Source organism: Stenotrophomonas sp. YJH_SMC_37 (assembly GCF_059370035.1).
In genome coordinates, this window is the sequence record NZ_JCAFTG010000001.1 from 279988 (window position 1) to 304384 (window position 24397).

The 24397-nt window shown below is 66.1% G+C and carries 20 protein-coding genes; 14 read left to right on the top strand and 6 right to left on the bottom strand.

What is annotated here, in order from left to right; translation table 11 throughout:
- The first annotated feature begins 224 nt into the window (after positions 1-224).
- Positions 225-1634 carry a flavin-containing monooxygenase gene (locus AC5P8J_RS01455; RefSeq protein ID WP_495216580.1) on the top strand — a complete coding sequence of 470 codons (1410 nt, stop codon included), beginning with the start codon at positions 225-227 and terminating at the stop codon, positions 1632-1634.
- Here the strand turns inward: AC5P8J_RS01455 and AC5P8J_RS01460 are convergent.
- The 3 genes from AC5P8J_RS01460 to AC5P8J_RS01470 all read right to left on the bottom strand — a co-directional run bounded on the left by AC5P8J_RS01460 (position 1631) and on the right by AC5P8J_RS01470 (position 4987).
- Positions 1631-2740: a polyamine ABC transporter substrate-binding protein gene (locus AC5P8J_RS01460; RefSeq protein WP_019659050.1), complete on the bottom strand. Its 1110-nt coding sequence runs from the start codon at positions 2738-2740 to the stop codon at positions 1631-1633. The genes AC5P8J_RS01455 and AC5P8J_RS01460 overlap by 4 nt on opposite strands.
- Before the next feature lie 91 nt (positions 2741-2831).
- On the bottom strand, positions 2832-4229 hold the full coding sequence (locus AC5P8J_RS01465; protein ID WP_021203558.1) for a glutamine synthetase family protein: 1398 nt from the start codon (positions 4227-4229) through the stop codon (positions 2832-2834).
- Entirely contained in the window at positions 4226-4987 is a 762-nt protein-coding gene (locus AC5P8J_RS01470; RefSeq protein WP_494540033.1) for a gamma-glutamyl-gamma-aminobutyrate hydrolase family protein, read from the bottom strand. Before AC5P8J_RS01470 ends, AC5P8J_RS01465 begins: the two co-directional genes overlap by 4 nt.
- Positions 4988-5148: 161 nt before the next feature.
- Here AC5P8J_RS01470 and AC5P8J_RS01475 point away from each other — a divergent pair, with 161 nt between their 5' ends.
- The 3 genes from AC5P8J_RS01475 to AC5P8J_RS01485 all read left to right on the top strand — a co-directional run bounded on the left by AC5P8J_RS01475 (position 5149) and on the right by AC5P8J_RS01485 (position 9866).
- The gene (locus tag AC5P8J_RS01475) at positions 5149-6426 is read left to right on the top strand and encodes an NAD(P)/FAD-dependent oxidoreductase (protein ID WP_134734924.1); all 1278 of its coding nucleotides are present in this window, start codon (positions 5149-5151) and stop codon (positions 6424-6426) included.
- Between the two features lie 51 nt (positions 6427-6477).
- Positions 6478-8085: an MASE1 domain-containing protein gene (locus AC5P8J_RS01480; RefSeq protein ID WP_134734925.1), complete on the top strand. Its 1608-nt coding sequence runs from the start codon at positions 6478-6480 to the stop codon at positions 8083-8085.
- 191 nt (positions 8086-8276) lie between these two features.
- On the top strand, positions 8277-9866 hold the full coding sequence (locus AC5P8J_RS01485; RefSeq protein ID WP_031270281.1) for an MASE1 domain-containing protein: 1590 nt from the start codon (positions 8277-8279) through the stop codon (positions 9864-9866).
- A gap of 108 nt (positions 9867-9974) precedes the next feature.
- Here AC5P8J_RS01485 and AC5P8J_RS01490 read toward each other — a convergent pair whose 3' ends face one another.
- Positions 9975-10394: a hypothetical protein gene (locus AC5P8J_RS01490; protein ID WP_227853851.1), complete on the bottom strand. Its 420-nt coding sequence runs from the start codon at positions 10392-10394 to the stop codon at positions 9975-9977.
- Positions 10395-10739: 345 nt separating this feature from the next.
- On the opposite strand from AC5P8J_RS01490, the gene AC5P8J_RS01495 reads away from it, so the two are divergent.
- The 3 genes from AC5P8J_RS01495 (at position 10740) to AC5P8J_RS01505 (ending at position 14268) form a co-directional block, all read left to right on the top strand.
- Positions 10740-12275, top strand: coding sequence for an MASE1 domain-containing protein (locus tag AC5P8J_RS01495; RefSeq protein WP_021203552.1), 1536 nt, complete (start codon positions 10740-10742; stop codon positions 12273-12275).
- A 101-nt stretch (positions 12276-12376) separates the two neighbouring features.
- Positions 12377-13720 carry a diguanylate cyclase gene (locus tag AC5P8J_RS01500; RefSeq protein WP_026346917.1) on the top strand — a complete coding sequence of 448 codons (1344 nt, stop codon included), beginning with the start codon at positions 12377-12379 and terminating at the stop codon, positions 13718-13720.
- 86 nt (positions 13721-13806) lie between these two features.
- Positions 13807-14268: a bacteriohemerythrin gene (locus AC5P8J_RS01505; protein WP_134729488.1), complete on the top strand. Its 462-nt coding sequence runs from the start codon at positions 13807-13809 to the stop codon at positions 14266-14268.
- Here the strand turns inward: AC5P8J_RS01505 and AC5P8J_RS01510 are convergent.
- Positions 14249-15541, bottom strand: coding sequence for an MFS transporter (locus tag AC5P8J_RS01510; RefSeq protein ID WP_193743841.1), 1293 nt, complete (start codon positions 15539-15541; stop codon positions 14249-14251). The two genes, AC5P8J_RS01505 and AC5P8J_RS01510, sit on opposite strands and share 20 nt — an antisense overlap.
- Positions 15542-15697: 156 nt before the next feature.
- Between AC5P8J_RS01510 and AC5P8J_RS01515 the strand changes: the two genes are divergently transcribed.
- Complete coding sequence (locus tag AC5P8J_RS01515) at positions 15698-16339, top strand: hypothetical protein (protein WP_058979502.1); 642 nt, start codon at positions 15698-15700, stop codon at positions 16337-16339.
- Between the two features lie 170 nt (positions 16340-16509).
- On the opposite strand, the gene AC5P8J_RS01520 is transcribed toward AC5P8J_RS01515, so the two are convergent.
- Entirely contained in the window at positions 16510-18006 is a 1497-nt protein-coding gene (locus AC5P8J_RS01520) for an aldehyde dehydrogenase (protein ID WP_134734930.1), read from the bottom strand.
- A 103-nt stretch (positions 18007-18109) separates the two neighbouring features.
- On the opposite strand from AC5P8J_RS01520, the gene aptA reads away from it, so the two are divergent.
- The 6 genes from aptA (at position 18110) to AC5P8J_RS01550 (ending at position 24323) form a co-directional block, all read left to right on the top strand.
- A complete protein-coding gene (aptA, locus tag AC5P8J_RS01525) occupies positions 18110-19462 on the top strand; it encodes an omega-aminotransferase AptA (RefSeq protein WP_134734931.1) in 1353 nt (450 codons plus the stop codon).
- A 63-nt stretch (positions 19463-19525) separates the two neighbouring features.
- Entirely contained in the window at positions 19526-20404 is an 879-nt protein-coding gene (locus AC5P8J_RS01530) for a hypothetical protein (protein WP_019659062.1), read from the top strand.
- A 123-nt stretch (positions 20405-20527) separates the two neighbouring features.
- The gene (locus AC5P8J_RS01535) at positions 20528-21814 is read left to right on the top strand and encodes a DUF445 domain-containing protein (protein ID WP_495216581.1); all 1287 of its coding nucleotides are present in this window, start codon (positions 20528-20530) and stop codon (positions 21812-21814) included.
- Between the two features lie 243 nt (positions 21815-22057).
- Positions 22058-22372 carry a DUF3649 domain-containing protein gene (locus tag AC5P8J_RS01540; RefSeq protein ID WP_021203544.1) on the top strand — a complete coding sequence of 105 codons (315 nt, stop codon included), beginning with the start codon at positions 22058-22060 and terminating at the stop codon, positions 22370-22372.
- The gene (locus tag AC5P8J_RS01545; RefSeq protein ID WP_021203543.1) at positions 22369-23997 is read left to right on the top strand and encodes a PepSY-associated TM helix domain-containing protein; all 1629 of its coding nucleotides are present in this window, start codon (positions 22369-22371) and stop codon (positions 23995-23997) included. Before AC5P8J_RS01540 ends, AC5P8J_RS01545 begins: the two co-directional genes overlap by 4 nt.
- Complete coding sequence (locus AC5P8J_RS01550; protein ID WP_019659066.1) at positions 23994-24323, top strand: DUF3325 domain-containing protein; 330 nt, start codon at positions 23994-23996, stop codon at positions 24321-24323. The genes AC5P8J_RS01545 and AC5P8J_RS01550 overlap by 4 nt, the downstream gene beginning before the upstream one ends.
- Positions 24324-24397: the final 74 nt, after the last annotated feature.

The window sequence follows — 24397 nt, forward strand, 5'->3', positions numbered from 1 at the left end:
CGGCCGTTGGCCGGCCTCGGGGGCTAGAGCAGTGTCGGTTTTCCCCCGCCATGGTGGCCTGTCCGCCGGAAGGCCCGGGCTCTCCTCGACGCCCGGACGGCCGTCCCGGCCAGGCACCACGGGCGGCGGCCCGATCTGCAACATTTTTCAGAGCGTGATCCATTGAAAGCCCGGGACATTCCCCGCGCAATGCCCCGGATCTAGGCCTTGCATGGACCGACCCTGTGATTTCCCCGGACAGCCCCTCCCCTTTCCCGCCCCGCCTGCCGGGCTGCCTGCCTGCACGGCTGCCGCTGGTCATCATCGGCGCCGGCCAGGCCGGGTTGTCGCTCAGCGCGCTCCTGCAGGAGGCCGGCGTCGAGCATCGCGTGCTGGAGGCCGAAACCGTGGGTGCCAGCTGGCGGCGGCGCTGGGATTCGTTCCAGACCAACACCGCCAACGCGATCATGGCCCTTCATGGCCATGCCTATGCCGGGGATGACCCGGAAGGGTTCATGGGGGCCCCGGAAGTGATCCGACGGCTGCGCGACTATGCCGACGAGCGCGCATTGCCGATCAGCGAGGGGTGCGTGGTCCATCGGGTCGGGCCCGAGTCTGGTGGTTATGCCATCGACAGCAGCCGGGGGCTGATCCATGCCCAGGCGGTGGTGGTCGCCACCGGTGAATACCGCCGGGCGCGGTTGCCCCGGGCCCCCTTCGCGCCCGCACCAGGCCTCACCGTGCTGCACTCCAGCGACTACCGAAGTCCCGGCCAGCTACCCGAGGGCGCGGTGCTGGTCATCGGCGGCGGCCAGTCCGGCGCGCAGATCGCCCAGGACCTGCGCCACGGTGGTCGCAGCGTGTACTGGTCACTGGCCCAGCGGCATTCGCACACCCGCCGGCTGCGCGGCAAGGACTCGATGACCTGGTGGGACATGGCCGGGCGCATCCACCAGCACGTGAGCGAATCGGCGGGAGTACTGGCGGGTGGGCCGGACGCGCTGCGCAAGGCCCGCACTGCGGAGTTCCCGCTGATATCCGGCAAGGGAAGCGCCGGCCTGGGCAGTTCGATCAGCCTGTTGGCGATGCACCGCGCAGGCATCAGGTTGCTGGGCCGGTTGCAGGAACTCAGCGGAAACACCGCCCGCTTCGCCGATGTCCGCCCGCAGCTGCATACCGCGATCGAGGCGACGCGGGCCGAATATGCCTATCTCGATTCGCTGGCCAGCGCGTACTACGCCACGCGACCCGAACCGCGCACCGACGATGCCCGCTACATTCCCGAAGAGGTCTACCTGCACTGGGAGCCGGAACCGTCCCCGTGCGAGCTGGATCTGCCGTCCACAGACATCCGCTCGGTGGTGCTGGCCACCGGTTTCGTCGCCGAGTGGCCCTGGCTCGATGTGCAGGGCGCGCTGGATGCCCACGGCTATCCGCTGGGCGAGTTTGGCGTTTCCCCGCAACCGGGCCTGTTCTTCATCGGCATGCACAACCTGCAGCGGATGAGTTCGTCGTTCCTGTGCAACGGCGGCCGCGATGCACGCGACCTGCTGCCGGCCATCCTGAGGCACCTTGGCGAGGGCGTCGGTACCGATTCCGGCACGGTGAAGCAAGGCGGCCGCCGGGCAACGCCCGGCGGCGCCAGACCCGCTTAACGGCCGGTCTTCACCTCGGTCCAAAGCCGGGTGTAGAGCTTGTCGGTCTCCGGCGTGTTGATCGAGTAGGTGAACATCTTCTCGGCAACATCCGCCGGCGGATAGATGGTCGGGTCGGTGCGGATCGCCTCGTCCACCAGCGGCGTTGCGGTCGGGATCGGGTTGGCGTAGTGGATGAAGTTGGTGTTGGCCGCAGCGACCTTCGGTTCCAGCAGGTAGTTGATGAACCTGTAAGCCGCTTCCGGGTGCTTGGCGTCCTTCGGGATCGCCAGCATGTCGAACCACTGCGGCGCACCTTCCTTCGGGATCGAATAAGCCACGTGCACGCCATTGCTGGCTTCCTCGGCGCGGTCGCGGGCCTGGATGATGTCACCGGACCAGCCGACCACCAGGCAGGTACCGCCGTTGGCCAGCGAACCCACGTACTGCGAGGAGTGGAAATTCTGAACGTACGGGCGGATCGACTTCAGCAGGTCGGCCGCCTTCTGCAGTTCGGCCGGGTCGCCGCTGTGCGGGTCCAGGCCCAGGTAATGCAGCGCGATCGGGATCATGTCGGCCGGCGTGTCCAGGATGGTCACGCCGCAGTCCTTCATCTTGCTGATGTTCTCCGGCTTGAACACCAGGTCCCAGCTGTTGGCGATGTCGGTGCTGCCGCCGAAGCGCTGCTTCAGCATGTCCACGTTGTAGCCGATGCCGGTGGTGCCGATCATGTACGGCACGCCGTACTGGTTGCCCGGATCCTGGGTGGCGATGCGCTTCATCACCGCCGGATCGAGGTTGGCCAGGTTCGGGATCTTGCTCTTGTCCAGCGGCAGGAACACGCCGGCCTGGATCTGGCGGCCGAAGAAGTTCAGCGTCGGCACCACCACGTCGTAGCCGCTGTTGCCGGCCAGCAGCTTGGTCTCGACCATCTCATCGCTGTCGAACACATCGTAGGTCACCTTGATCCCGCTCTCCTTCTCGAAGGTCGGAATGGTGTCCTCGGCGATGTAATCGCTGTAGTTGTAGACGTTCAGGACCTGGCTGTCCTGCGCGCCGCCGTTGCCACCGCCACAGGCGGCAAGCATGGCGGAGGCCAGGCCGAGCGTGAGGATACGCAGCTTCATCGGGTGCTCCAGAATGCGGGAAGGGGGGCCGGTGGTGCCGGCGACGGGTGCCAGCCTACCCCCCGGCGGCGGATTTTTCTATTCCAGATGCTCAGACGTTCAGCAGCAGGAACTCGCGCTCCCACGAGCTGATGACGCGGAAAAAGGTCTCGTATTCCTTGCGCTTGACCGAGATGTAGGCGCGGCAGAAACGCTCGCCCAGCAGGGCCTGGAGCTCGCTGCACTGCTCCAGCCCGTCCAGCGCCTCGCCCAGCGAGCGCGGCAGGTTGTAGCCCAGTTCCTTCGCGCTGCCGGTCACCGGCGCGTCCGGCGCCAACCGCTCGCGGATGCCGAGCAGGCCGCAGGCCAGGGTCGCCGCCATTGCCAGGTACGGGTTGGCGTCGGAGCCGGCGAAACGGCTCTCCACGCGCATGTTTTCCGGCGTATCCAGCGGCACGCGCAGCCCGCAGGTACGGTTGTCGAAGCCCCAGTGCACGTTGCTCGGCGAGACCTCGCCGAACACCAGGCGGCGGTAGGAGTTCACGTTCGGCGCGAAGAACGCCATCGCCTGCGGCGCGTACTTCTGCAGGCCACCCAGGTAATGGCCGAACACTGGGCTGAACTCGCCCTCGGCATCGGAATCACCGGCAAAAACGTTGCTGCCGTCACTCATCCGCACCAAGCTCTGGTGGATGTGCATGGCACTGCCCGGCTCGTTCTCCATCGGCTTGGCCAGGAAGGTGGCATACACGCCGTGGCGCATCGCCGCCTCGCGCATGGTGCGCTTGAACAGGAATACCTGGTCGGCCAGGTCCATCGCATCGGCATGGGTGAAGTTGACCTCCAGCTGCGCCGCGCCCGATTCGTGGATCAGCGTGTCCACGTCCAGCTTCATCGCATCGGCGTAGTCGTACATCAGGTCGAGGATCGGGTCGAATTCGTTGACCGCGTCGATCGAGTACGACTGCCGCGCGGTCTCCGGGCGCCCGGAGCGGCCGGCCGGTGGCAGCAGCGGGAAGTCCGGGTCGGTGTTCTTCTGCACCAGGAAGAACTCAAGCTCCGGCGCCACCACCGGGCGCAGACCCAGCTCGGCGTAGGCTGCCAGCACGCGGCGCAGCACGTTGCGCGGCGCCAGTTCGTGCGGCTCACCGCTCTTGGTGTAGCAATCGTGGATGACCTGCGCGGTGGCGTCGGCCGCCCACGGCACCATGCGCACCGTGTCCGGATCGGGGCGCAGCATCATGTCCGAGTCGGACGGCGAGGTCAGCTCGTAGTAATCGTCAGGGAACTCGCCGGTGACGGTGGTGGCGAAGATGCCCTCAGGCAGGCGCGTGCCGTAGTCGTGCGAGAACTTGTCGGCGGGAATGATCTTGCCGCGCGCGTTGCCGGTGATGTCCGGCACCAGGCATTCCACCTCGGTGATGCGCCGTTCCTTCAGCCAGCGCAGCAGGCTGCTTTCCTGCGGTGCGGGGGGCGTGGCCGTCTTGCGCGGGCGCGTTCGGGAACTCATCGGGAATCCAGTCGGTTCTGTTGGTGCTGCCGGCAAGCCTGGCCGAACGCACGGAAAATAGCGTGATAGAACGGCGCCTGCATGACACGCCACTCCGGGTGCCACTGTACGCCGAGCACGAAACGATGGTGCAGGCTGCGTGCCGCTTCGACCAGCCCATCGTCGGCCACGGCCTCGACCTGCAGGCCCTGCGCGAGGCGGGCAATGCCCTGCCCGTGCACCGAATTGACCTGCGCCCGATCACTGCCGTGCCACTGCGCCAACCAGCCATCGGTAGCCAGGGTGATCGCATGGGCCGGCCCATACTGCACCTCCCCCGGCGCCTGCGGGTCTTCGCGATGGTCAGCCAGGCCCGGCACCGCATGCACCTGCGGATGCAGGCTGCCACCCAGCGCGACGTTCAGTTCCTGGAAGCCGCGGCAGATCGCCAGTACCGGAAGATCCTGCGCCAAAGCCTCACGCAGCAACGCGAACGCATTGGCATCACGGGCCGGGTCATGCAGATTGCCCGGCCAGCTGCGACCGCCCTCGTAGTGCCGCGGTTCGATGTTGCTGACCGCGCCGGTCAACAGCAGGCCATCGAGCCCCTGCAGCCAGTCGCCAGCCGGCAAAGGAGGCTGCAGGCTCGGCAGTACCACCGGGGTCACTTCGGCGGCCTCGGCCAGCGCGCGCACGTGCTTCTCGCCGGCCGCCGCGAAGCGGTGATGGCCGAGCACGGTACTGTCGGTGGGCAGGCCCACCCAGGGCAGGCGGCGCATGGAAAAACTCCTTGACGTGCCGACACGTTACCCGTCGCCCGGCGAAGGCGGCAAGTCGTCGCCGTCACACCATGGCTGTCACGCATCGGCGAAACTACGCGGGTGAATGCTGATCGTCCTCCCCCGCTCCCCCCTCCCGCACTGCGCCCGCGAGGCCTGCGGTGAGCGCCGCCTTCCCGCCCAGCTGGTATGCCGCCAGCCTGCCCGAACCGCCCGCCCTGCCCTCGTTGCGGGGGGATGTGCAGGCCGATGTCGCGGTGCTGGGCGCCGGCTATACCGGCCTGACCGCAGCCCTGGAACTGGCTACGCGTGGCCAGCGCGTGGTGGTGCTGGACGCGCAGCGGATCGGCTGGGGCGCGTCCGGTCGCAACGGTGGCCAGGCGCTGGTCGGCTATGGCTGCGAGGTGGACGAACTGGAGCGTCAGCTCGGTCGTGATGATGCGCGCCACCTGTTCGACTGGTCACGCGACGCGGTGCAGGCGATGCGCGCACGCATCGATCGGCACGGCATTGACTGTCATTGGGTGGAAGGCCACGCCAGCGTCGCCATCCGCGAACGCCATGAGCGCGACCTGCAGGCCAACTGCGAGCATCTGCAACGCCACTACGACTACCCCATGCAGTGGTGGGACCGTGATGCCCTGCGCGCACAGCTGGACAGCCCACGCTACCGCGCCGCGATGTTCGATCCGCTCAGCGCGCATCTGCAGCCCCTGGCCTATGCCCGCGGACTGGCCGATGCGGCGCGTGCGGCCGGCGCGGTGATCCATGAGAACTCCGCAGTGACCCGCGTGCAGCGCGGACCGCAGCCCACCCTGCATACCGCGCAGGGAAGCGTGCGCGCTGCGCATCTGGTGGTGGCCGGCAACGCCTGGTTGCAGGGCCTGCTGCCCGAGCTGGAACGGCGGATCATGCCCGTCGGCACCTATATCGGGGCCAGCGCGCCGCTGGGTGCCGAGCGCGCCCGTGCCCTGATCGGCAACAACATGGCCGTGGCCGACACCGCCTGGGCACTGGATTACTTCCGTCTCAGCCACGACCATCGCCTGCTGTTTGGTGGCCGTGCCAGCTATTCAGCACTGCCCCCACCCGGCCTGCGCGGAGTGATGCAGCGGCGCATGCACCAGGTGTTCCCGCAGCTGGCCGACGTGCCACTGGAGCAGGTCTGGGGCGGTTATGTGGACATTACCCGCAACCGCGCCCCGCATTGGGGCCGGCTGGACGGCAATCTGTACTTCGCGCAGGGGTTCTCCGGCCATGGGGTGGCCGCCGCCGGGCTGGCCGGTGAGGTGATCGCCGCTGCTATTACAGGCCAGAGCGAGCGCCTGGACGTGTTCCAGCGCCTGCGGCATGCCCCCTTCCCTGGCGGCCGGCTGCTGCGCACGCCACTGCTGGTGGCGGCGATGTCGTGGTACAAGCTGCGGGATGCGTTGTGGTAGCGGGACCCTTCCCAGCCACATAATCGATGCAGGAGCTGGGGGAGCACGAGGATGCAGTGGTGGAAAGACGGCCTGCTGGTGAGGATACGGGTCAGCCCCGAAGGGCTGGCGCTGGCACTCGTCTATGCCGTCGCCTGCTGGGGTGCGCGCAAGTTGTCATTGGACCAGTTCTTCCTGCCTGCCGGCGTACGGGTGGCCGCATTGCTGTTGTGCCCGCCTCGACTGTGGCCCTACCTGCTGATTGGTGAATACGCCTACTTCGCGCATCTGCGCATCCCCCTGATCAGCAAATACAACCTGACCTGGGTGATCCTGGCCTCGGTGTTCCTGATGCCCGCCGTGATGCTGATTGTGCGCCTGCACCGGAAGCTGCTGGCGCGCACCACGATCCTCGGCGTGATCTCCATTGCGGTATGCGCCGCGACGGTCGTCAGCCTGCTCAACCTGGGCATCTCGTACCTGATCTGGGAACCGTTGCATGAAGAGACATTTCTCACCAACGTGCTGCGCTATGCGCTGGGCGATTTCACTGGCATCCTGATCCTGGCGCCTCTGGCACTACTGTGGATACGCCGCGCCGAGGAGCAATGGACGCCCCGGTCAGTTGCTGCTGTGGCAGGAGCACTCGCAGCCATGCTGCTCGTTGGCCGACAGGCGACTCCGGTACCTGCCTCGATCACGGCGCCTGGCTCGCTGCAGTTGTTGTTGATCCTGCCTATTCCCGCAATCGCCCTGACCTGCCTACTGGGATGGCGCGGTGCGGCCATCGGTGTCGCTGCCGTGAACATGATCCTTGGCCTGAGCACCCCTTCGGACCACCCGGCGTCATTCGATCAAGCGACCTTCGCTACCCAGCAGGCCATGGCCATCGCCAGCATCGCCCTGCTGTTGCTGGGCGCGCGCATCACCCACTTCCAGAACCAGCACCGGTTGCGCGAGGAAGATGGCAGAGCGGCACTGCAGCTTGCACGGAATTCACATCTGGCCAGCGAGATGGACCTGCGTGAGCGCGCGGCCCATCTGCGCCAGTTGGGCGATGGCATGGACCTGTCGCTGAACGAAATGGTGAACTGGCTGCATGCGCAGGGCCATCACGCCGTGGCTGACAGCCTGCGGCATACCTCGGAGGTGCATTCACGCCTGTTCCGGGCCCAGGCCAGCATGATCTATCCCGCCGCCCTGGAACGACTGGGCTTGTATGTGGCGTTGCAAGCCGGTGGGGTGCGTGAGGCTTGGAACGCCACGCATCGAATCGGGCAACCCAGGTTGATGGGTGATCCCTGCCAGCTCAGCCCCGGTCTGCAGCTGGCAGCCTATCGCTCGATCGTCGAAGCGGTTTCGATCCTCCTGGGCAGCGAAAAAGGCCAGCTCATGGTCCGGGCCCGCTGCGGGCAACGTGCCGGTCACCGCGGCATCGTCGTTGTGGTTGCGGCGATGGATCCGCATCAGACGCTGTCAACGGCAACCTTCGATCTTGCGACGTCCCAATTATCGGCTCGGATAACCGCCTATCGTGGTGCGCTGCATTGTGGCCGTAGGAGAATCAGGCTGATGCTGATTGAAGCAGCCGATGCATCACAGGGCGAAGAGGCCTCGGTCTGGGGAACCGGTGTACCTGCCGGACTGAAGCCGCCTGGGACAGCCCCCCACTCTTGGTAGCCAGGTGAAAAATGCGATGAATATCACAACCTTGCAGTGACATTCCCCAAGTCTCCTTTTCGTATGTCCGCATCACGGATAGAAGGGTGAGATTGCACCCATCTGAATCTATCGATACTGTCGCGCTAAAGGGAGTGCGTCATGTATCGACTGGACAGCGATAGTGTTCGACGAGCAGGGGAGGCTTGCGTTTGAAGTGGCTGAGAAATGGCTTTGAGCTGAGTTTCCGTATCCGCCCGGCAGGCCTTGCGCTGGCGGTACTCTACGCTGTCGCGTGCTGGGCCACCTGGCACCTTTCCGTCGATCAGTTCTTCCTTCCGGCTGGAATCCGTGTTGCGGCGCTCTTGCTGACCCCGAAGCGAATGTGGGCGTATCTGGTCCTTGGCGAGTATGCCTACTTCGCCCACATGCGCTATCCGATGATTGAAGATTACGGAATGGCCTGGGTCATTTTCGGATCTGCGTGCCTCATACCCGCGGTGGCGCTGATCGTTCATCTTCACCACAAGCTGATAGCTTCCACCACCGAAAGCTGGTTGCTTTCGATCGCGGCATCCGCTGCGCTGGTGGCCACTTCTCTCAAGCTCGGTCTGATTCACATGCTGTGGCCAGCTCCACCGAGCATGCCGTTCTACACGAACGCGATGCTCTACGTGCTCAGCGACTACATTGCAATCCTTACGGTCGCGCCCCTGGCGCTGCTCTGGATACGCCGACACAGCGGCTACGACTGGACGACCTGGCGACGCCGACCGACCATCGCTGCCCTCACTTCGCTGGGCATGCTGGGCGCTCTGCTGCTCCAGGTCGGCACGGAGGATCACTCTGCACGAGCAACGCTGCAGTTGTTGCTGGTGCTGCCAGTCATCGCACTGACTTGCATGCACGGTTGGCGGGGGGCCGCTGTAGGTGTTCCGCTGATGAACATCATCCTCAGCCAGACCATGCCGACCACGGGTCTCCCCGGCTCATTCGACGAGACCACCTTCTTCACCCAGCAGATCATTGCCATCACCAGTACAGCGCTTATCGCGCTGGGACCGCGCATCACCCATCATTACAATCAGCGCACACCTGTAGCGATGTCAGCATCACGGGTCAATGCACTCTCGCGCTCGGCGCATCTTGCCAACGAGCAGGACCTGCGCGAACGCGCGCTGGGCCTGCGCCAGATTGCAGATGACATCGAAGAGGCTCTGGGAGAGACTGTGCAACAACTCAAGGCCGATGGCCATGAAGTTCCTGCGTCTGATCTGCTCCGCACCTTCTCGCAACGCTCACGGCGATTCCGTGAACTGACCAGTATGGTCTATCCCACGGAGCTCGAGCATGCAGGCCTCTATGTCGCCTTGCGTGCGGGTGGACTCAGCGAAACCTGGAACGCCAGCCACCGGATCGTCCGTCCGATACTTGGCGGGGATCCATGCCAGCTGAGCATGGGCCTGCAACTTGCCGCGTATCGCACCTTTGCCGAAGCCGTATCGCTTTTCCTGAAGGACGAAACCGGCCAGATCCAGATCAGCGCTCGCTGCGGTCGCTATAGAGGCATGCACGGTATCGTGCTGAGGGTCGCGCTGCTGGACCGACATCGCGCACTCGCCTCGCGAACCATGGAAAGCGCCATTGATCGACTCTCTGCACGCGTGCACGCCTATTCGGGACGCGTGCAATGCCGGGGCCACCGCATCACCATGGTGTTGCTGGACACTGCAGGCGAGTCCGAGCGCGGAACACTTCCATACAAGCGAAACGACATTTGCGAGACGCCCGCGCGCCAGTGATCACAGGCGGACGATCAATAGCCCAGGCGACGCCTGTGGCTCGCCCCCGTAGAGGTGTTTCCTCCCTCTGCGAAGCAAGCCACAGGCAGGCCACCTGTATTCAGCCCGTCATTTGTTACTGACCCCGCGCTCGACCGACCAGACTGCCCCACGCCCCTCTCCATAGACGACCAGAGAAAAATCAGGCCCGCGGAAGACAACGCTGCGGCGAGCATTCTTCGGTATCGCCAGAGGCTTGGACGGCAGCGACACGCGAGCTACGGTCTTGCCGGCCGGCAAGGCCCAGAACGTCGATTCGATGTTGGCAACGATCAGATTGACCTGGCCGGTCAAATCATTGACCTGGTAGTACGACACCCCATCCCGCTCGAATGCGTAGACAAGCCATGCGGGATCTGAACTCAGATCAAGCGCTGCGGGCTGGCTCTCACCCAACCCAGCCGTTGCCAGTGGCACACCCTGCCCTCCGCCCGGACAGCAGGCAAACGACAGCGCAGGAACGACCAGCAGCGCAGCAGCGGCGCTCAACTTCGACAACCGGGAAAATCTCACAGGCATCTCCATGATTGAAAGGTGGACAACATCAAGGCAACACAGGCGCGGCCCTGGCAGATAGTGCAATATCCCCTGAGTGCCCCATGGCGACGTGAACAATCTCAGGATTCGCCTCCCTGTCAGCATACCTGCGCCACTCACAACCCCGCCGTTCACATCACTCGCCCTACGTGGATACGAACAACGGCGGAGTTTCTGCCAATACCGTTGCACACCCCGCGAAGTATCGCTACTTTCGCCGCTGGACCGTTACCGCCCCGAGAGAATGTGAGCGTTGCTCGCGTACCAGCCCATCCGAGATGGAGCGCCGTGAAGAACATGGCACTAGCCGGCATTCCGGTGCACCCGGCCGGGCTTCTCTTGGCTGCCGCCTACGCTATTGCCTGCATATCCGCCCGACAGTTTTCCCTGGACCAGTTTTTCCTTCCTGCCGGTATCCGGGTGGCAGCGCTTTTGATCGTTCCACAACGTCGATGGCCTTATGTATTGCTGGGAGAATGGGGCTACTTTGCATATCTGCGCATCCCTACGATCGACGAGTACGGCCTGGAATGGGTCATCCTGGCGTCCACGCTGCTGATGCCGATGGCGATGCTGATAGTTCACCTCCATCTGAGAAAAACCATATCCGAGGCAGCCACCGGATTCTGGCTGCTGTCCCTCTCAACGTCGGCAGCAGTTGCGGTCACCGGTGTCAACCTGAGTCTTTCTCGCCTGCTGTGGCCAGTTCCTCCCCCAGATACGCTGCTGGATGCTGCCGAAAGAGTGGTATTTGGTCATTTTGCCGCGATCATCACCATGGCTCCACTGGCCCTTCTTTGGGCCCGGCGGCGCTCCGGTTCTCCATGGCAGAAGAGGTTGCTCGTTCCATCCCTCGTGGCCATTGCCCTGATGCTGGCCTTGGGGCTATGCATGCAGCTGATTTCGACGAATGCCCATTCGACCCGTACGCACCTTGTGCTGTTGGCGGCATTGCCCGCCATCACCTTGACCTTCATGCATGGATGGCGTGGCGCTGCCATCGCGATTCCACTGTTGAACCTTCCACTTCATTTCGCCACCCCCAGCACCGGCCTGCCGGCCTCGTTCGATCTGGGCACGTTTTCCACCCAACAGAACATGGCGGTGATGAGTGTCGCGTTGCTTGCGCTCGGTTCCAGCATCAGCTATCACCATCAGCGCGCCCGATCCCGCGGCCTGGCCGAGGAAACGACACTACGTCTGGCACGCAGTTCCCACCAAACCAGCGAACGTGAGCTGCGTGAACGGGCCATCCATCTCAAGCACTTGGGAGAAGGCATGGACAGCTCGCTCGGCGAGATGGTCAACTGGCTGAAATCCCAAGGCCACCACGCGGTAGCGAGCAGCCTGCTACATGCCTCCTCCGTGCATTCACGCCTTTTCCGGGAGCAGGCCAGCCTGGTTTATCCGACCGGACTGGAGCAAGTCGGGCTCTACGTCACCCTGCAAGCAGGTGGCGCAAGTGGAGTCTGGAAGAACAGCGATCGCGTCACGGTGCATGACCTTGCCGGCAACCCCTGCCTGTTGAGCGTAGAGCTTCAACTGGCGATCTACCGCACCGTGATCGAAGCAGTATCGATTCTGCTGGAATTGGAATCCGGTCAGATCTGCATCCGGGCTCGCTGTGGCGTTGCCGGACGTCAGCGCGGCATCGTCGTGGTGGTGGGCCTGCTCGATCGCAGACAAGGGTTGTCGACTCACACCATGAGTCAGGCCGTTGAACGACTCTCTGGCCGAATCCTGCCCTACGGCGGCGCGGTGCAGTGCCGTCACAATCGGCTCCGGATCGCGCTATCTGAGCCCACACAGAGACCATCATCGACCGTTCCTTAATCTGAGCTACAAATCGCCAGACACACCCGCCATGGACCGCTAAAGTTACGCCCGAAACCGCCGCTATCCGTGCCGAGCCCTCCTTTGTGAGCCACCGCATCATGCCCGTCCTGCCGCAGGCCGCCGTCGATGGCGACCTGGCCGATCCCCTGCCACAGCGGATCCTGCTGGTCGAAAATTCCCGTGCGTTCACCGGCATGCTGCGCGAAGCCATCGAACAGCGCCTGGAACTGCCGGTGGTGATCGCTTCCACCCTCGCCGAGGCCGATCGCCTGCTCAGCGAAGGTGCCGGCTGGTTCCTGGTGCTGACCGGGCTGGTGCTGGCCGACGGCGACCGTGATGCGGTGGTCGAGTTCTTCCTGAAGCGCGACCTGCCAACGGTGGTGGTCAGCGGCGTGTACGACGAGGACCTGCGCAAGCGCGTGCTGCAGCAGCAGATCATCGATTACGTGCTGAAGAACACCCCCGGCAGCATCGATTACCTGGTGTGGCTGGTGCAGCGGCTGGAACGCAACCGCCGCATCGCCGCGCTGGTGGTGGACGATTCGCCGTCTGCGCGTGGCTACGCTGCGGCCCTGCTGCGCATGTACGGCCATGAGGTGCATGAAGCCGCCGACGGCAACGAGGGCCTGGCTGCCATCGAGGCGCATCCGGCAATCCGCCTGGCGGTGGTCGATCAGGAAATGCCCGGCATGCAGGGCGTGGAGTTCACCCGCCGCCTGCGTACCCTGCGCTCGCGCGACAAGGTGGCGGTGATCGGCATCTCCGGCAATACCGATGCCTCGCTGATCCCACGCTTCCTTAAGAACGGTGCGAACGACTTTCTGCGCAAGCCGTTCTCGCGCGAGGAGTTTTTCTGCCGCGTCTCGCAGAACGTGGACCAGCTGGAGCTGATCGGCACTCTGCAGGATCTGGCCACCCGCGACTTCCTCACCGGGCTGCCCAACCGACGCTTCTTCCTGGAACAGAGCCAGCGCCAGCTGCCACAGCTGCAGCTGCATGGCCAGTGCGTGGCGGTGGCGATGATCGACATCGACCACTTCAAGCACATCAACGACACCCACGGCCACGAGGCCGGCGATGATGCGCTGCGCTCGGTGGCCGGCGCGGTGGCCGCACATGCACGCAGCCAGGACCTGATCGCACGCTTCGGTGGCGAGGAGTTCTGCCTGCTGGTGCCGGACATGGAACAGGACGAGGCGCTGCTGTACTTCGAGGAACTGCGCCAGCGCATCGCTGCGCTGGAAGTGGACATCGGCAGCGCTACCCTGCGCATGACCGTGAGCATCGGCCTGTGCTGCCTGCGCCCGCAGCGCGATGCGCTGCACCGGCTGATCTCCGAGGCCGACCGCCAGCTGTACCTGGCCAAGGCCGGTGGCCGCAACCGGGTCAGCTGCACCACGGTGGCCAGCCCGCTGCGCCCCCGCGAGCCGGCGCTGCCCTGACCGGCCCGCCTTGATCCAGATCAACGCCGCACCCGCGCGGCAGTTCTACAGTCGGCCCCGACATACGCATGAAGGGGAGCCGGGGGATGGCACTACTGGTCTGGCAGGACGATCTGAACATCGGCATCGATGTGATCGACCAACAACACCGCCGCATCATCGAGATGCTCAACCACCTGCACGTGGCACAGGCCAGCATGCAGCGTGCGGCGGTGGGTGAAGTGATCGACGAAGTGGTGGACTACACCATGTCGCACTTCGCGTTCGAGGAAGAGCTGATGGAAGAGGCGGGCTATCCGTTCTGTACCGCGCACAAGCGCGTGCACGAGGTCTTCATCAAGCGGGTATCGGAATACCGCATGCGCTTCCAGGCCGGCGAGGACATCAGCGACGAACTACGCACCATGCTCTCGCGCTGGCTGTTCAACCACATCCGCGGTGATGACCAGGCCTATGCCGAACAGGTCAAGGCGCACCTGAACCAGTTCGCCCGCGAACACCAGGGCGGCGGCTGGCTGGGGCGCACGCTCAAGCGCTTCTTTGGTTGAGCCGCAGGGCGCGCCGGTGCAGTGCTACCAGCGCGCACAGGGTAGCTACCGCAGTCAGGCACAGGTAGTAGCCGACCGCGACCAGGCCGAAGCGTTCCGCCAGCCAGGTGGCCAGGTACGGCGCCGGCGCCGCACCCAGAATGCCGGCCAGGTTGAATGACAGCGAGGCGCCTGTGTAGCGCACTTCCACCGGGTAGATTTCGGCCAGGAAGGTGCCACAGGGGCCGTAGGTCAGCCCCATCAGGAACAATCCCAGGCACAGGAACGCAGTGACCAGCCATGGGCTGTGCGGCTGGAACAGCGGTGCGAACAGCACGCCGAAGCCGACAATCAGCACGCTGGCGACGATCATGGTGCGACGGGTGCCCCAGCGGTCGCCATAGCGTGCCGACAGCGGGATGCCCAGCGCGAAGAACAGCATGCCGGCCATCTGCATCAGCAGGAACTGCTCGCGGCTGTAACCCAGCACCGCCGTGCCATGGCCGAGGCTGAACACGGTCATCAGGTAGAACAGCACGAAGGTGGCGAACGCGCCCAGGGTACCCAGCAGCATCGGCACCGGGTGGTCACGCAGCACCGTCCACATCGGCAGCCGCACCGGCGCCTTGCGCTCCAGCGCCTGCTTGAAGTCGGGGGTCTCGTGGATGTTCAACCGCACCCACAGGCCAAGGCCGACCAGCAGCGCGCTGGCCACGAACGGAATGCGCCAGCCCCACTGCAGGAAGTCACCCTGGCTCAGGCAACGGCCCAACACCAGGAAGATGCCGGCCGACAACAGGAAGCCGAGTGGCGCGCCCAGCTGCGGGAACATGCCGTACCAGGCGCGCTTGCCCGGCGGAGCGTTCTCAGTGGCCAGCAGCACCGCCCCGCCCCACTCGCCACCCAGCCCCAGGCCCTGGCCGAAGCGGCACAGCGCCAGCAACGCGGGGGCCCACAGGCCAATCTGTGCATGGGTGGGCAACAGGCCGATCAGCACCGTGGACAGGCCCATGGTCAGCAGCGCGGCCACCAGCGTGGCCTTGCGGCCGATACGGTCACCGAAGTGGCCGAACACTGCCGAGCCCACCGGGCGCGCGATGAACGCGACCGCGAACGTTGCCAGTGACTGCAGCAGGGCTGCCTGCTCGCTGCTGTCCGGGAAGAACAGGTGCGGGAACACCAGCACGGCGGCCGTGGCGTAGATGTAGAAATCGAAGAATTCGATGGTGGTGCCGATCAGGCTGGCCAGCAGGACACGACGGGGGGAATTCACGGGCGGTGCGGCAGCGGTGATCGTCGACATCGGCAACACGGGTAACGGCGGATCGCCCGATTCTGCCACGGGCCGATGGCCGCACGGGGCGATGGTTTCAGCCGACACCGATGCCAACGGGATTTTTCGGGCCACCCGCTAGGCTGCGCCACCGGTCCCTGCATGGACGCTTTGCCGATGACTGCAGTCGCGCTGTCGTGGTCCGATTCGCCGAAGCTGCCGCGGATGGCGGCGTGGCTGGTGGTACTGCTGGTGCATGGCGGGCTTGCTCTGTGGCTGCTGGACAGCGGCCGGATCGAACTGCGCAGCGACGACGGCCCACGGATCTTGCTGCGTTGGCTGCCACCGGAACTGCCGACGCCGGTAGCCAAGCAGCCGACCTTGCCCTCCGCACAGATGACGCGTCCGGCCGCATCGGTGATGCCCCGCCCTGCCCCGGTTGCGCAGGCAGACAGCGCCCAGCCTGCCGCGGAAAACGCGGCTGCGGTGGCGCCACTGATCCTGAGTCTGCCTGCGGGCAGCATCGACGGTGGTGACGGCATCAGCGCTGCGGGTGTCGCTCCGCGTCTTATTGGTCGCCGCGAGATACACCCGGCATTCGCGGCGCGCCGCAACTACTTCCCGATCCGTCGGCAGATGACCCCCGAGCAGATCGTGCATGGCGTCGCGCAACTGCTGGGTTTGTGGCCACCGGGCTACATCGTCGACCCGTGCGAGCTGGGCAAGCAGGACATGGACTATTTCCAGAACGCCGTCGAAGAAGCCGACCGCGACATGCTGCGTGCGGCGGTGCTGCAGGTGAGCGCGCGCTGCCGGTAGTCGCATTACTGTGGCGTCGAGCTTGCTCGACGGCTTTTCGCATTTTGTAGAGCCGAGCCATGCTCGGCTGCATTTCGCGAAGAGCAGTCGAGCATGGCTCGACTCTACAAAGAGCAAACAGCAGCCGAGCGTGGGCTCGGCTCTACGAAAAGCGCTCGGCGGGCGCGTCGTTACAGCTGGATCCAGGTGGCCTTGATCTCGCTGTACTTGTCGAACGCATGCAGCGATTTGTCCCGGCCGTTGCCGGACTGCTTGTAGCCACCGAACGGGGCGGTCATGTCACCACCGTCCCAGCCGTTCACCCAGACGCTGCCGGCGCGCAGCTGGCGTGCGACACGATGGGCGCGGCCCAGGTCACGCGTCCACAGGCCCGCCGCCAATCCATAGCGGCTGTCATTGGCCACGCGCACCGCTTCGGCCTCGTCGTCGAAACCAAGCACGGCCAGCACTGGCCCGAACACTTCCTCGCGTGCCAACGCGTGGTCCGGACGCACCTGGTCGAACACCGTGGGCTGCACGTAGCAGCCGCCGGACTCCACCTCGGCCCGATGGCCCCCCATCAGCAGACGAGCGCCCTCGCCTTCGGCACGGGCGATATCGGCCAGCACCTTGTCCACGTGCGCGGCGTCGACCAGCGCACCCATCGGTGCATCGGCCTCCAGTGGATGGCGGGGCTGCATGTGCTGGCCATAGGCAATCACCTGGTGCACGAAGTCCTCACGGATCGAGCGCTGCACCAGCAGCCGCGAGCCAGCGGTGCAGACTTCGCCCTGGTTGAAGAAGATGCCCTGCGCCACGGCCTTGGCCGCTGCGTCCAGGTCCGGCGCGTCGGCGAACACCAGGTGGGGGCTCTTGCCACCGCATTCCAGCCAGACCCGCTTGAGGTTGGACCGTCCTGCATACTCCAGCAGCTTCGCACCGGTGGCGGTGGAACCGGTGAAGGCCAGCACGTCCACATCCATGTGCAGCGCCAAGGGCTCGCCCACGCGCGCACCATGGCCGGGCAGCACGTTCAGCACTCCGTCCGGCAGGCCCGCCTCGGCCGCCAGCGCCGCCAGCCGCAACGCCGACAGTGGCGAACGCTCGGACGGCTTGAGGACCACCGAATTGCCCATCGCCAGTGCCGGCGCGATCTTCCAGCAGGCCATCAGCAACGGGAAATTCCATGGCACGACCGCCGCCACCACGCCGGCAGGCTCGCGCGTGACCAGCCCCAGCTCGTGTGGGCCGGTCGGCGCGATTTCCCCGTACAGCTTGTCCACCGCTTCGGCGGTCCAGGCCAGGCAGCGCACCACGCCGGGCAGGTCGATACGGCGTGCGTCGCGCACCGGCTTGCCCATATCCAGGGTTTCCAGCAGCGCCAGCTCATCGGCGTGCTTCTCCGCCAGCGCGGCCAGCGCCAGCAACACGCGCTTGCGATGCGCCGGGCTGGCCTGCGACCAGTGGCCCGCATCGAAGGCACGCCGCGCCGCCAGCACTGCGCGCTCCACGTCCTGTGCATCGCAGTCGGCGACCGCCGCGAGCACACGGCCATCGATGGGGCTGATGCAGTCGAAGCGGGCGCCGCTGGCGGCGTCGGTGTAGCGGCCATCGATGAAGGCCTGGCCGGGCATCGAAAGCTGCTGCGACAACGCCTGCCAGTGGCTGCGGTGGGGAAAGTCGGCCATGTCGGGCTCCACGGAACAGTTTCCCCGGTTATACCGGCGCGACCGCGACTTCACCGTGACGTGGCTGCGCTACATTTCCCCCATCGGACCCGACGGAGCTGGCATGAAGCGTCCCGGAAGCGACCTGCACGACCTTGCTACCCAGCGCCCGGAATCACTGGAGGCGTACTGGATGCCGTTCACCTCCAACCGCCAGTACAAGGCGGCGCCGCGTGTGCTGGTGCGTGCCGAGGGCATGCACTACGAGGATGTCGACGGCCGCCAGATCCTCGACGGTACCGCCGGCCTGTGGTGCTGCAACGCCGGCCACGCGCGGCCGCGCATCGTCGAGGCCATCGTCGATCAGGCACGCACGCTGGATTACTCGCCCGCCTTCCAGATGGGCTCGCCGCCGGCATTCGCGCTGGCGCAGCGGCTGGCCGCATTGGCACCAACGCCCCTGAACCATGTGTTCTTCACAAGCTCCGGCTCGGAGGCGGTGGATACCGCGATGAAGATCGTGCTGGCCTACCACCGCCAGCGCGGCGAGGGCCAGCGCACGCGCTTCATCAGCCGCGAGAAGGCCTACCACGGCGTCGGCTTCGGCGGCATGGCACTAGGCGGCTTGCCCAACAACCGCAGGGCGTTCGGCCTGCAGCTGGGCGGCGTGGACTACCTGCGCCACACCCTGGACCTGCAGCGCAATGCATTCAGCAGGGGCCTGCCGCGCCAGGGCGCTGAACTGGCCGACGACCTGGAGCGGCTGATCGCGCTGCATGACGCCTCGACCATCGCGGCGGTCTTCGTCGAGCCCATCGCTGGGTCCGCCGGGGTCATCCTGCCGGCGCCGGGCTACCTGCAGCGCCTGCGCGAGCTGTGCGATCACCACGGCATCCTGCTGGTGTTCGATGAGGTCATCACCGGCTTCGGCAGGGTCGGTATGCCCTTCGCCGCACAGCGCTTCGGGGTCACCCCCGACCTGCTGACCTTCGCCAAGGCGGTCAGCAACGGCGCGGTGCCGCTGGGCGGCGTGCTGGCCAGCGATGCGGTGCACGCTACGCTGATGCAGGCGCCACCGCAGGCCATCGAGCTGTTCCACGGCTATACCTACTCTGGTCACCCGCTGGCCTGTGCGGCCGCGCTGGCCACTCTGGAGGTCTACGCCGAGGAGCGCCTGTTCGAGCGGGCCATCGAACTGGGCGAATACTGGCAGGAACGGCTGCATGCGCTGCAGGGCCTGCCCAACGTGATCGACATCCGCAACTTCGGGCTGGTCGGGGCGGTCGAGTTGGCGCCACGCCGGGACATGCCCGGCAGCCGCGGCTACGAGGTGTTCCGGCGCTGCTTCCACGATGGCCGGCTGCTGGTGCGCTGCACCGGTGACATCATCGCGCTGTCACCGCCGCTGATCGTGGACAAGGCGCAGATCGACCAGATCACCGGCACGCTGGGCGAGATGATCCGGGCCACGGCCTGAGCCCGGGCCCGCGGCGGCGAGCGGGTACAATGGGCGGTTCCGCTCCTGCTCGTTGCCGTGCCCATGGATATCGTCGTCAAAGAAGAACTGAAGGCCTATATCGACCCGCTGACCGCGGACGAACATGACGCGCTGGAGCGCAGCATCCTGGCCGAGGGCTGTCGTGACGCGCTGGTCCTGTGGGGCAACGTACTGGTCGACGGCCACAACCGCTTCGGCATCTGCCAGAAGCATGGCCTGCCCTTCAACACCGTACAGAACACCCGCTTCCAGAGCATGGAAGACGTGCACCTGTGGATGATCGAGCAGCACCTGGGCCGTCGCAGCGTGTCCGACTTCCAGCGCGGCGTGCTGGCGCTGCGCAAGCGCGACATCCTGGCCGCCCGCAAGCAGGTCGAGCAGGCCCAGCTGCAGCGCGAGAGCGACGGCACCGCGGACATCACCGACGAAGGCGGCGAAGACAGCCCGCCGTGGGAGCCGGCCCCGAAGCTCAGCCGTGCTGAGCTGGCCCGCGAAGCCAAGCTGAGTACCAGCCAGGTCGGCATGATCGAGCGCATCCATGCCCAGGCTGCACCCGAAGTGGTGGAGGCGGTGAAGGCCGGCGTGATCTCGATCAGCGCCGCTGCGGCCGTGGCCGACCTGCCCGAAGAGGAGCAGCGCGCTGCCGCCGCCGGTGGCAAGGACGAGCTGAAGCAGGCCGCCAAGCGCGTGCGCGAGTCCAAGCGCAAGCCGCGCGCGCCGAAGCCGGAAGCAGCCGAGATGGATTTCGAGGAGGCAAATGAGGACGAGATCGCCAGCCGCGATGCCGAAGTGCTGTTGGCGCTGGAACAGCTGGGCGAGGATGCCCCGGCCCTGCGCCGCCGCGTGGTCGCGTTGACCCGCGAGAACGACACCCTGCGCGCGCAGCTGGCCGCGCTGCGCAAGCAGCTGGAAGCGCTTTAAAAAACGCGAACCTCTCATGTAGAGCCGAGCCCATGCTCGGCTGCGGTTTGCCGCGCGCAAGGCAGCCGAGCATGGGCTCGGCTCTACAGGCAGGCATCACCGGGCTGCGGTTAGACTCGTGCAATGACGCCTGCCCACGATCCGCGCCGCGCCCAGCTGCGGCGCCTGAAAGCCCTCGCACTGGGCCTGCTGCTGTTGATGCTGGCCGGATTCGCGATCAGCCACTGGCAGGGCGAGCGCGGCATCTGGGCCTGGGTCTCGGCCTTCTGCGAAGCCGCAGCCGTGGGCGCGCTGGCCGACTGGTTCGCCGTGGTCGCGCTGTTCCGGCGGCCGATGGGCCTGCCGATCCCGCACACCGCGATCATCCCGCGCAGCAAGGAACGCATCGGCGACAGCCTTGCGCTGTTCGTGCGCGACCAGTTCCTGGAGCCGGGGGTGCTGCTGGCCAAGCTGCAGGTGTTCGATCCGGCCAGCCGCCTCGGCAGCTGGCTGGCCGACCCGGCACGCTCGCGCATGCTGGCCGACATGGCCCGCGGCTGGGCGCTGCAGGCACTGGATTTCTTCGACGAAACCGCCGTACGCCGCCAGCTGCACGCCTTTGTGGTGCAGCAGCTGCGGCAGTGGAATGCCGCCGCCACCGCCGGTGAGCTGCTGGCCCTGCTGACCGCCGATGGGCGCCACCAGCGCGTGCTGGACGAGGGCCTGCAGCGCCTGGGACGCTGGCTGGAGCAGCCGGAAGTGAAGGAGCGCGCCTCGCAGCTGATCGTGCGTTACATCCAGCGCGAATGGCCGACGCTGTCGAGCACGGTGAACTGGGTCAAGCCGATCGACGAGATCGGCGACAGCCTGGCCGAACGCCTGGCCCGCGCGGTGCTGGAAGAGCTGCAGCAGGTGCTGGCCGAGCCGCAGCATCCGCTGCGCCAGGACTACGAGACCTGGTTGCAGAACTACGTGCAGCGCCTGCGCGAGGATCCGGCGCTGGCCGAGCGCATCGAGCAGCTCAAGCAGGAAATGATCGACCACCCGGCCCTGCAGGAGTACGTGCAGGGGCTGTGGGCGCGCATCCACGCCAGCCTGCGGGCGGACCTGCAGCGCGAGGATTCGGCGCTGGTCGGCCACCTGCAGCGCAGCCTGGGTTCGCTCGGTGCCAGCCTGCAGGCCGACCCGGCGCTGCGCGAGGCACTGAACCAGCATCTGATGGAAGGTGCGCAGCGCCTGACCGGGCGCCTGCGCGAGGGCGTCACCACGCATATCGCGCAGACCGTGAAGGGCTGGGACGAGCGGCACCTGGTCGAACAGCTGGAACTGAGCGTGGGCCGTGACCTGCAGTTCATCCGCTTCAACGGCACCCTGGTCGGCGGGCTGATCGGCCTGCTGCTGCACGCGGCAACCGTGGTGTTCAGGTTCTAGCCGCCAGCGCTCCACGGCATCGTCATGCTTGATTCATGAAATGCGAATGCCTATCATTTACTGATCGGTTGTGCGCTTAGTCAGATGGCACGGAAACGTGCCCATCGCCCGTGTACATCCCCGCCTTCCGCGCTGACCGCCCGCGCGGGACGTGCCTCGTGTCGATGGGACACGCTGGGCAACATGCGCAGGGCGCAGGGGCCGCGGACGCATTCCATCCCTCCTCCAACCTGCAGGACCTCCTTGGACCGCTCGCCCGTAACCGCCAGCCCCCGCACCTTGTTCTCCAACCCGCGCTGGGGCGTGCTGTCACGCTCGTTGGCTGCGATCTTCGGTGGCTACGCGCTGGCCTCGATGACCAGTGTGTTCTGCGCAGTGGCGCTGCCCGGCGCGCGCGGCCAGACCGTGCTGACCGGCATGCTGCTGGCGATCCTGGTCGCCGCCTGCGCGGCGTTGTGGGCGTTCGCCACCCGCAGCGCGCTGCGTGCGTGGGTCGGCATTCTCGCTCCCGCCCTGCTGATGGCTGCCATCGCGCGCATGCTGGGGGCCTGGGCATGAAGAACGGATTCCGCCAGTCGATGGCCTGGCTGCACACCTGGACCGGCCTGCTGGTCGGCTGGTTGCTGCTGCTGATCTTCATGGCCGGCACCGCCAGCTATTACCGCGAGGAAATCAGCCGCTGGATGCGCCCGGAGCTGCCGTCCAGCAACGTCAGCATCGACGTGGCCGCGCAGCGCGCGGTGGACTACCTGCAGGCCAATGCGAGCCACGCCGAGAACTGGTTCGTCACCCTGCCGCAGCCGCGCAACCCGGCCATGCAGATGTTCTGGCGGCTGCCACCGGAACTGGCCGACCCCAGCCGTGGCCGCCGCGGTGGCTTCGGCGACGCCACGCTGGACCCGAACAGCGGCCAGGCACTGAAGGCGCGCGAGACCCGTGGAGGCGACTTCTTCTACCGCCTGCACTTCGACCTGCACTACATCCCGGTGTACTGGGCGCGCTACCTGGTCGGGTTCTGCGCGATGTTCATGCTGGTGGCGATCATCACCGGCGTGATCACCCACAAGAAGATCTTCAAGGACTTCTTCACCTTCCGCAAGGACAAGGGCCTGCGCTCCTGGCTCGACTTCCACAACGTCAGCGCGGTGATGGCGCTGCCGTACCACGCGATGATCACCTACACCGGCATCGTCACCCTGATGATCATGTACCTGCCGTGGGGAGTGAAGGTCGCCTACCCCCAGGACGAGGACAAATTCATCAGCGAGGCTTTCGGCGGCCTTCCGGAAGTGACCTCGCCCGCCGAGGGCCGCGCCACGCCGCTGCCGATCGCACAGTTGCTGGACAGCGCACGCGCGCATTGGCACGGCGTGGAGGTGGCCGGTTTCACCGTGTCCAATCCGGGGGCGGCCAATGCGGTGATCGACATCCGCCAGCGCGATGGCAAGCGCCTGTCCATCGACACCCCGGCCGTGCGTTACGACATGGTCAGCGGTGCTCTGCTTGAGGAAACGCCGCCATCGGGCGGTGCCACCGCCACCCGTGGTGTGCTGTACGGCCTGCACCTGGCGCGTTTTGCGGACTGGGGCCTGCGTGCACTGTTCTTCCTGTCCGGTCTGGTGGGCTGCCTGATGGTCGCCAGCGGCGTGGTGCTGTGGGCGGTGAAGGAACGACCGAAGCATGCGAAGAGTGGACGCACCGGCTTCGGCCTTCGCCTGGTCGATGCGCTCAACATCGGCACCGTGGCTGGCCTGCCGATCGCCTTCGCGGCGTACTTCTGGGGCAACCGCCTGCTGCCGCTGGACATCGCCGAGCGCGCGAGTGCGGAGGCCAACGTATTCTTCTACGCTTGGGCCGGCGCGCTGCTGGCCGCCTTCATCTGGCCGAAGCGAATGATGTGGGCGTGGCAGCTCTACCTGGGCGCGGCCGCGTTCGCACTGGTGCCGGTGGTCAATGCGTTGACCACGCATGCGCACCTGGGCAACACCCTGCGCAACGGCGACTGGGTACTGGCCGGCGTCGATCTTTCGATGATCGTCTTCGGCGCAATGCTGGCGATGTGCGGCTGGCGCATGCAGCGCTGGACGCCACCGCTGAGCGCGGCCGAGAAGAAGAAGCGTGCGGCGGCGGCTGCGGCGCCAGTGGCTGTGGTCGAAGCCGCCGAAGCGGAGGCCAGTGCATGATGCTGCTGGCGTTGACCCTGTCGTTTTCCGCGTTCACCGCGCTGTCGCTGGCGATGGAAAGACACCAGTACGACCTGCACGGCAAGGCTGCGGCCAGCCCGGCACGGCGCACGCAGTGGCGGGTGCTGGGCTGGGCCCTGCTGACGGTGGCGTTCGCGTTGTGCGTGGCCGATCACGGCTGGGCGATGGGCCCGGTGCTGTGGCTGGGCGCAATGACCATGTGCGGCGTGGCACTCTCGTTCGGGCTGTATCCGTACCGGCCGAAGTGGATCGCACCGCTGGCGATCACGCTGCCGGCGCTGGGGCTGGTGGTGGCGTTGCTGTAACCGCCATCCACGCATGGCGTGGATCTACTGAACAACCATCCAGGCGTGGCGTGGATCCACCGGCCAGACAGGGG